Source organism: Mycobacterium sp. (assembly GCF_049683355.1).
GTDB lineage: Bacteria > Actinomycetota > Actinomycetes > Mycobacteriales > Mycobacteriaceae > Mycobacterium.
Genome location: NZ_JBAUJB010000215.1, coordinates 1 through 8729 on the forward strand (window position 1 = coordinate 1; position 8729 = coordinate 8729).

The following is an 8729-nucleotide window of genomic DNA, read 5'->3' on the forward strand; positions in this document are numbered from 1 at the left end:
ATGCTGGTGTCGGCGGCCCACGAATTCGACGAGGATCCGTTGAACCGCAAGGGCCGTGCCGAGCTGCTGGCGCGGCGCGTCCGCGCAGCGGTCGAGACCGCCGTCGGTGAATCGATCGACCGGACCGCTCGGGCACTCGGCCCGGCTCCGCTGTGCCTGGACGCGGCGCATGCGCGTCGGGTGGCCGACCTGTCGATCTATGTCCGGCAGAGCCACGCCGAGCGGGATCTGGAGCGACTCGGTGTGCTCGCGGGGGGAGCGTCGTGACCACCGCGCGTACCGGCAACTCCGCGCGGCTGGCCGCCCAACCGCTGGCCGACGGTGGTACCCCGACCCACGCGTGGCTCGACGCCGGGTTGCGGCTGCCCAGCCTGGCTCTCAGCGACTGTCCCGAGGTGGTGCTGGTCGGCGCACATCCCGACGACGAGACGCTGGGATTCGGTGGGACGGCGGTCCAGCTGGCCGAGGCCGGAGTGCGGGTACAGATCGTCTCGGCCAGCGACGGCGGCGCCGCTCACCCGAATCAGTCTCTGCTGCAGCGCTTTCAGTTGGAGCGGGTGCGCCGCGCGGAGCTCTACAGCGCAGCCGGGGTGATGGGTCTCAACGCCCCGTTCTGCCTGGGGCTGCCGGACGGGCAGCTCGCCCGGCACGAAGATCGGCTGGCGGATCTGCTCACCGAGCTGCTGGCCACCAAGCCGCCCGGGACATGGTGCGCCGCGACGTGGCGTGGTGACGGCCATCCCGACCATGAGGCGGTCGGCCGGGCCGCGGCGACCGCGGCCGAGCGCAGCGGTGCGCTGCTGGTGGAGTACCCGGTGTGGATGTGGCACTGGGCGGCACCCGTCGACCCGGCGGTGCCGTGGGATCGCGCGTACTCGGTTCCGCTGAGCCGCGTCGCCGTCGAGCGCAAGAACCGCGCGGCGCAGACCTTCCGAAGCCAGTTCGTGCCGCCGGCACCGGGGGTCCCGCCGGTACTTCCCCCGTTCGTGCTGAGCAGGCTGCTGGCGGTGGGTGAGGTGGTCTTCCGCTGACTAGCCGACTGCCCGACAGCTACTTCGACCGCATGTACGCGGAATCCGCGGATCCGTGGGATCTGCAGGCGCGGTGGTACGAACAGCGCAAGTACGCGATCACCACCGCCCTGCTGCCCTATCCGCGCTACCGGCACGCGTTCGAGCCGGGCTGCTCGGTAGGCGTGCTCACCGAGAAGCTGCTCGGCCGCTGCGATCACGTGACCAGCACCGACATCAGTGTCGGCGCGCTGGACGCCACGCATCGACGGCTGTTGGCCAGCGGAACCAGGGATCGGGTGACGTTGTTGCGAGGCTCGCTCGACCAGCCCTGGCCCGCCGGACCTTTTGATCTGGTGGTGCTCTCGGAGTTGTGCTACTACCTGCAGCCCGAGTTGCTGCGCGAGGTGCTCGACCGTGAGGTGCCGCGGCTGGGTCCGGCTGCGACGGTGGTCGCGGCCCACTGGCGCCATCGGGTGGCGGACTATCCGATGGCCGGAGACCGGGCCAACGACATCATCGGCGCGACACCCGGCCTGCATCACCTCGGCGTGTACCGCGACGCCGACGTGGTGATCGATGTGTTCGACAAGGCCGGGGGAGCATCGGTCGCCTCCCGCACCGCGGTGCCCGGCGCCTAGCCGCCTCGCGCTCGTGAAGCTTTGGCCTGCAATACTTCCCGCTCACGGTCGTTGTCGGCGAGTGCGATCGCGCGGTCGAACTCGACTGCCGCCTCGGCGTCCCGGCCGAGTCGTGACAGCAGCTCACCGCGCACGCTGGGCACCAGATGCGACCGGTCGAGCCCCTCGATCCGGTCGATGATCGCCAGCGCCTGCGAGGGGCCCGTCAGCGGGTCGGACATCGCGACCGCGACGGCCCGGTTGAGTTCGACGACCGGAGACGGGACCAGTGCCAACAGCGCGTCGTAGAGAGCGACGATGCGCGGCCAATCGGTGTCGCCGGCGGTCGGCGCGACCGCGTGACATTCGGCAAGTGCGGCCTGCAAAGAGTAGTAACCCCACCCGGTCTTCCTGCGCTGCAACACATCAGAAGCCTGCTGCAGCGCGCGCACACCACGCTGGATCTGAGCACGGTCCCACCTGGCCCGGTTCTGGTCCTCGAGCAGAATCGGGGAGCCGTCGGCGTCGGTGCGGGCTCCCAGACGCGAGGACTGGAACTCCATCAGCGCGACCAGCCCGAGCACCTCGGCCTCGTCAGGGGCCAACGCCGCCAGCACGCGGCCGAGTCGCAATGCCTCGCTGCACAGTTCACCGCGAATCCACCGCTGTCCGGCAGACGCGGCATACCCCTCGTTGAAGATCAGGTAGAGGACGTTGAGGACCGAGGACAGCCGCTGTGGGTGCTCCGAGCGGCCCGGGATCTCGAAAGGCACTCCTGCCAGGGCCTTCTTGGCCCGGACGATGCGCTGTGCGATCGTGGCCCGTGAGGTGAGAAACGCCTTGGCGATCTCGTCGGTGGTCAGGCCGCCGACCACCCGCAGGGTCAGCGCGATCTGGTTCTCCCGGGACAGCGCCGGGTGGGCGGACATGAAGATCAGCCGCAGCACGTCGTCGTCGATGCGGTCGGGATCCCAGGCGTCGTCGACGTGGTTCTCCAGTTCGCGAGCCAGCACGGCGTACTTGGCGTCGAGGTTGTCCTGCCTGCGCCAGTGGTCGATGGCCTTGCGTTTGGCGACGGCGGTCAGCCACGCGCCCGGGTTGCGGGGCACTCCGGTGTCCGGCCACTGGGTGAGGGCGTCGACCAGGGCTTCCTGGGCGAGGTCCTCGGCCAGGCCGATGTCCCCGACCGTGCGGGTCAGCGTGGCGACGATTCTTGCTGCCTCGATGCGCCACACCGCGTCGACGGTCTGTCGCAGATCAGCGGTGTCCACGTTCCCCATTATTTCCCGGCGGGGCTCAGCGCCCGAGCACCGTGCTCATGTCCGAATTCGCCCACAGGTTGAGGAAGTTCGTCATCATCAGCAGCCGGCTGCGGGTCTGTTCGCTGTCCGCGATGCGCGGGTCGAACCGGTCGGCCACCGGTTCGGGCAGCCGCTTGAGCAGGTGACCGGGAACGTCGAGCAACCACGCCGGTCCCATGATCGCGACGTAGGTGAGCAGGTGCCGACGTAACTCGCTGACGTCCAGTGGCTCTCCGCCCGCCGCGGCGAACTCGGCGACGAAATGGTCGAGCAGCGAGTCGAAGTGGGCGTTCCACATGTCGGTTTCGGCGCTGCACATCGAGCCCCAGATCGCCATCGCGAGGTTCATCCGGCCGACGCATCCCCAGTCGAGGAGCCCGCATCGGAGCTCTCCTGCGGTGTCCCGCCAGAACCACGCGTTGTCGACGTTGGCGTTCCAGTGACACAGCGCGACGTATAGGGGATCGGCACCCAGGGAGTCCCACAGATCGTCGACCCGGGCCGCGCACACCGTGACCTGCTCGCGCAGCCGGGAGAGGAACTCCGGAGAAGTCACATCGGAAGGCAGCAGGGCAGGCTGCCGGGAAGCCAGTTCGCCGAGCTGATCGACACGGCGGTGCAGCTGGTCGGCGGTGTACGGGGCCCGCTCGCCGACCGACAGCCGTCTCATGTCGACGGTGAACTCGAAGCCGCCACCCAGCAGACCGGCCCGGTGGGCGCCGGCGAGCCTGGCGAGAGCGCCCAGCAGGGCGCGGTAGTGACCGGGCGGATCCGGCATGGCGTGATCGGCGCATTTGTCGTAGTGGGGCTCGATTCCATTGCTGCCATAGGTGATCCGGGTGGTGATCAGGATCCCGGTTCCGGATCGCTCGTCGTAGTCCGCGAACAGGCACCGGGGCACGGCTATCGGGAATCCCGGGGAGCGGGTGAGCAATGCGAACCGCACTTCTTCCGCCATCTGGCTGCGTCCGACGTCGCGTCCGGGGTCGTCGAAGTCGCGGGAGAACTTCACGAACAGGTCTCGCGGTAGGTTGCCGGCTTGTCGATATGTCACTGACAGCACGGCTTTCCGTCCTGTGCTGCCCCCACCGAACTCCCTCAGCTCCTCGATCGCGACCACGGCGTTGTCACCGGTGAGGGCACCTGCGCGGCGGAAGGCCTCGGTGAGGAACTCCGCCCCGCCGGCACCCAACGAGTTGGTGTCAGCCGGGATGTCGACGCCGAGATGACCGCCGGGAAACCACCGCTGGTCGTCCGTCGATCCCGCCGAGGTGCCCATGCCCGTGATTGTGCACGGCCGGCTCAGACGTAGCGGGAGCGGCCGGCCAACGCGCCGGCCACGATCTGCACGGCATAGACCACCAGGAACATCATCCACGGCACCGTCCAGCCGTGCGTCACGTCGTGGAGCAGGCCGAACAGAAACGGTCCGGTGCCCGCGAGGAGATAGCCGAATCCCTGGACCATGCCCGACAGTTGCGCGGTGTCCTCGGCGGTGCGGGCACGCAGCGCGATCACCGCGAGCGCCATGGAGAACGCGCCCATGCCGGCGCCGATCAGCACGCTCCAGAGAACCGGTTGCGCGGCGGGCGCCAGCATCACGCCGATCGCCCCGGCGAAGCCCACCACGCCGAGCCCGACGATCCACCAGGTCTGGTTGGCACTGCGGGCCGCCAGCGGGGAGATCACCAGCGCCACCGGCACCCCGATGAGCGACACCAGCCCGACCAGCAGCCCGGCGTGCAGCTTGTCGATCCCGTTGTCGATGAATACCTGTGGCAGCCAACCCATCACGATGTAGGCCATGAACGCCTGGCAACCGAAGAACAGCGTCACCGTCCAGGCCAGTGGGTTGCGCAGCAGCGAGCGGGGCCGACCCGCCAGCCTGCCCTGCTCGGCCCACGTCCCGCGGTGGCGCCGGGAGGCGGGCAGCCACACCGCGAGCGCCACGATTGCCACCACCGCCCACGCCGCGAGGGCGACGCGCCAGCCGCCGAGCGGGTCCTCCAGTCCGGGTGTCACGGCCGAACCGAGCGCTCCGCCGCCCTGCAGCGCAGCGGTGTAGATGCCGGTCATCAGGCCGACCCGGGCGGGGAACGACCCCTTAATGACGACGGGGATCAGCACGTTGATCAGCGCGATGCCGGCACACGCGACGAGGGTGGCGCCGATCACGACGTACGGTCCGTCGATCACCCGGGCGGCCAGGCCAACGGTCAGCGCGACCATGGCCGCCGAGATGGTGCGCCCGAGGCCGATCTTCGAGGACAATCGGGGCGCGGCCAGTCCGGCGGCCGCGAAGCACAGCGCGGGCAGGGTGGTCAGCAGCCCCGCCCAGGTGGCGGTTACCGCGAGGTCGGCGCGCATCTCGCCGAGGAGGGGCGCCACGCTGGTCACGGCCGGCCGCAGGTTGAGTGCGGTCAGGACGACGGCCACCGCGAGCAGCGCCCCACCGGCCACGGTCGGGACCCGGCCCGGCACCTCGGGCGGGGGTGTGTCGATCTCCGGCTCGGTACTGCGCACCCCGCTACACTGCCATACATCCCATGATTGGTTGAAAGGATCTATCTGTGCCGTTGAGCACTGCCCGGCGGGCCGGCCTGGTCGAGCAGGTCATCGACCAGCTTCGGCATGCGGTGACCGCCGGTGAATGGCCGGTCGGTCAGCGCATCCCCAACGAGACCGTGCTCGTGGAGTCGCTCGGCGTCGGGCGCAACACCGTGCGCGAGGCGGTCCGCGCCCTGGCCCACGCCGGGATCCTGGAGGTTCGGCAGGGGGACGGCACCTATGTGCGGGCGACCAGCGAGGTGTCGGGGGCGCTGCGCCGGCTCTGCGGCGCCGAACTGCGCGACGTGCTCCAGGTGCGCCGCGGGCTGGAGGTCGAAGGGACGCGCCTGGCGGCGGCTAACCGCACCGAGGCCGACCTCGCGGAGCTGACGGCGTTGCTGGCCCGCCGCGATCAGTGCCAGGCGGCCGGCGACACCGACGAGTTCGCCCGCGCTGACGCCGAGTTCCACCTCGCGGTGGTGCGCAGCTCGCACAACCTGATGCTCACCGAGTTGTACCGCGGCTTGATCGAGGCCATCACGGCCAGCGTCGCGACCACCCACGAGAAGCCGGTGGAGATCGTCGATCACGCAGTGCTTCTCGAGCACATCGCCGCCGGCGACGTGGAGCGGGCGGCGGGGACGGCCGCTGCGCTGCTCGACGGCATCCTGGCGGCCCTGGATGCGTCGTCCTGACTAGCCGACCGCCCGGCCCGAACTCTCCCAGAACTGCGCCCGCACGGCCTTCTTGTCCGGCTTGCCCAGCGCGGTGACCGGCACCGAGTCGACGACGATCACCTGCTTGGGCACATGCACTGACCCCTTGCGCTCCTTCACCGACGCCTGGATCTCGGCGGTCATGGTGGCGACCGCGGCGTCGTCGGAGGCCATGTCGGGCCGCAGCACCACCACGGCCGTCACCGCCTCGCCCCACTTCTCGTCGGGCGTACCGATCACACACACCTGGGCGATCGACGGATGCTCGGCCACCACGTCTTCCACCTCGCGCGGGAACACGTTGAAACCACCGGTGACGATCATGTCCTTGGTGCGGTCGACGATGTAGTAGAAGCCGTCGGAGTCTTCCCGGGCCAGGTCGCCGGTACGCATCCAGCCGTCGCGGAACGTGTCTGCGGTGGCATCCGGCAGGTTCCAGTACCCCCCGGCCAGCAGCGGTCCCGACACGCAGATCTCGCCGACCTCCCCCTGCGGCACCGGCGTTCCGTCCTCACCGAGCAGCGCCACCCGCGCGAACAGCGTCGGGCGCCCGCACGAGGTCAGGCGCTTCTCGTCGTGGTCCTTCTTGGGCAGGTAGGTGATCACCATCGGCGCTTCGGACTGGCCGTAGTACTGGGCGAAGATCGGCCCGAACCGCCGGATCGCCTCGGCCAACCGCACCGGGTTCATCGCCGAGGCCCCGTAGTACACCGTCTCCAGCGACGACAGATCACGGGTGTGGGAGTCGGGATGGTCCATCAGCGCATAGATCATCGAGGGCACCAGCATCGTCGCGGTGATCTTCTGCTCCTCGATCACGCGCAGCACCTCGGCCGGGTCGAACTTCGTCAGCACGATCAGTTCGCCACCCTTGACGATGACCGGGGTGAAGAACGCCGCACCGGCGTGGGACAGCGGTGTGCACATCAAGAAGCGCGGATTCTCCGGCCACTCCCACTCGGCCAACTGCACCGTGGTCATCGTGGTGATCGACTGCGTCGTCCCGATGACACCCTTGGGCTTGCCGGTGGTGCCGCCGGTGTAGGTGAGCCCGCCGATGTGGTCGGGCGGCAGGTCGGCGGCAACCAGGGGCTTGGCCGGATACTTCGCCGCCTCCGCGTTCAGGTCGATGGCCTTGACACCGCTTTCCGCGAGTTCGGCGGGCACCGGGCCGATCGTCAGGACCTGCTCGAGCGACGGCACCTTCTGCATCAGGCCCAGCGCACGCTCGACGAACATCGGGTTGGGGTCGATGATCAGCGACGTCACCTCGGCATCGGAGAGCACGTAGGCGTGGTCATCCAGCGAGCCGAGAGGGTGTAGCGCGGTGCGCCGGTAGCCCTGGGACTGGCCGGCGCCGATGATCATCAGCACCTCGGGCCGGTTGAGGGACAGCAGCCCGACCGCCGCGCCGGTGCCGGCGCCGATGGCCTCGAAGGCCTGGATGTACTGGCTGATGCGATCGGCGAGCTCACCGCCGGTCATCGTGGTGTCCCCGAGGAACAGCACCGGTCGGTCCTTGTGTCGTTTGAGCGCACCCACCGTGAGGTGGCCGGAGTGCAGGGGATGGCGCAGCAAGTCACTCATGGGGACCAGACTAGAACGTGTTCCAATTCCAGTCACAGGGTCTGCACCATTTCCGCCGGAACTGTATTCCAGCAGGCGTGCTCTCGCACTTGTGCTGCTGGAACACAGTTCCGCCGGGATCCGGTTCGACTACTGCCGGCGGAAGCCGGTGCTGAGCGCGGCCTGCTTATCGCCGGTGACGGTGGTCTCGGCGGCGATGCGCGGCCCGTACTGCCGGATCTCCACGCCGTCTGTCAACGGCCGCTTGAGGTGGTGCGGTTCCTCGGTGCCCACGCGGATACCGACGATCGACAACGCGGACTCCCCGATCTGGCCGGCGATCTTCACGATGCGGTTCATGGCAACACTCCCTTCTCGACGGGCTGGCTACCCGCGCCATACCTCGCGGAACCATCGCCCGGTGGTGTATTCGTCACCGCGGCTGATGCGGATGGGTAGCGTGGGGGTACAGGCGTCCGGTCGTAGCCGGGCGCGGCCGGTGAAGAGGACCAGAAGCTTTGGGCTGCAATGGGTGTTGACGATGTCGACGTACTGGTGATCGGTGCGGGGCTGGCCGGATTGCGCTGTGCCGGGGTGCTTGCCGCCGCGGGACGCGAGGTGCGGGTGTGGGAAGCCTCCGATGTCGTCGGCGGCCGGGTCCGCACCGACGTCATCGACGGCTTCCGCTGCGATCGTGGCTTCCAGGTGCTCAACCCCGCCTACCCGGAACTGGGCCGGGCCGTCGATGTCGAGGCGCTGCGGCTGCAATCGTTCGGACCGGGGGTCGCGGTGCGCCGCGAACACGGCTCGACGGTGTGGGCGCATCCACTGCGAGCCCCGGCCAGGGTGCCGGCGATGCTGGGCCGAGGGGGGCTGGGGCTGCGCATCCTCGTCGCCGTGGCGCGGTGGGCGGCACCCGCTCTCCGGCCGGTGGCCAACACCGCCGTCATCAAGGCGGCCGCGCCCACC

At 69.4% G+C, this 8729-nt stretch carries 9 protein-coding genes and 1 pseudogene; 5 read left to right on the top strand and 5 right to left on the bottom strand.

All coding sequences use genetic code 11. The features are described 5' to 3' along the window. The 3 genes and pseudogenes from WA944_RS12925 to WA944_RS12935 all read left to right on the top strand — a co-directional run. Positions 1 to 267 (top strand): annotated as a pseudogene (locus WA944_RS12925) (acyl-CoA dehydrogenase); the annotation flags it as partial. Next, positions 264 to 1031, top strand: a complete 768-nt coding sequence (locus WA944_RS12930; protein WP_526372849.1) for a PIG-L deacetylase family protein — start codon at positions 264 to 266, stop codon at positions 1029 to 1031. The pseudogene WA944_RS12925 and the gene WA944_RS12930, both read left to right, overlap by 4 nt. Positions 1032 to 1063: 32 nt before the next feature. Next, entirely contained in the window at positions 1064 to 1651 is a 588-nt protein-coding gene (locus WA944_RS12935; protein WP_526372848.1) for an SAM-dependent methyltransferase, read from the top strand. Here WA944_RS12935 and WA944_RS12940 read toward each other — a convergent pair. The 3 genes from WA944_RS12940 to WA944_RS12950 are packed head-to-tail and all read right to left on the bottom strand — an operon-like array spanning position 1648 to position 5454. After that, entirely contained in the window at positions 1648 to 2910 is a 1263-nt protein-coding gene (locus tag WA944_RS12940) for an RNA polymerase sigma factor (protein WP_526372846.1), read from the bottom strand. The two genes, WA944_RS12935 and WA944_RS12940, sit on opposite strands and share 4 nt — an antisense overlap. Positions 2911 to 2926: 16 nt before the next feature. After that, entirely contained in the window at positions 2927 to 4210 is a 1284-nt protein-coding gene (locus tag WA944_RS12945) for a hypothetical protein (protein ID WP_526372845.1), read from the bottom strand. A 23-nt stretch (positions 4211 to 4233) separates the two neighbouring features. After that, on the bottom strand, positions 4234 to 5454 hold the full coding sequence (locus WA944_RS12950; RefSeq protein ID WP_526609057.1) for a CynX/NimT family MFS transporter: 1221 nt from the start codon (positions 5452 to 5454) through the stop codon (positions 4234 to 4236). A 47-nt stretch (positions 5455 to 5501) separates the two neighbouring features. Here WA944_RS12950 and WA944_RS12955 point away from each other — a divergent pair, with 47 nt between their 5' ends. Further along, positions 5502 to 6173: a FadR/GntR family transcriptional regulator gene (locus tag WA944_RS12955; protein WP_526609055.1), complete on the top strand. Its 672-nt coding sequence runs from the start codon at positions 5502 to 5504 to the stop codon at positions 6171 to 6173. Here the strand turns inward: WA944_RS12955 and fadD8 are convergent, their stop codons facing one another. Continuing rightward, positions 6174 to 7781, bottom strand: a complete 1608-nt coding sequence (fadD8, locus tag WA944_RS12960; RefSeq protein ID WP_526371319.1) for a fatty-acid--CoA ligase FadD8 — start codon at positions 7779 to 7781, stop codon at positions 6174 to 6176. Between the two features lie 129 nt (positions 7782 to 7910). Next, positions 7911 to 8120: a hypothetical protein gene (locus tag WA944_RS12965; RefSeq protein ID WP_526610517.1), complete on the bottom strand. Its 210-nt coding sequence runs from the start codon at positions 8118 to 8120 to the stop codon at positions 7911 to 7913. Positions 8121 to 8288: 168 nt separating this feature from the next. Here WA944_RS12965 and WA944_RS12970 point away from each other — a divergent pair. Then, positions 8289 to 8729, top strand: a 441-nt coding sequence (locus WA944_RS12970) for an FAD-dependent oxidoreductase (protein ID WP_526647008.1), incomplete at its 3' end; no start/stop codon positions are given.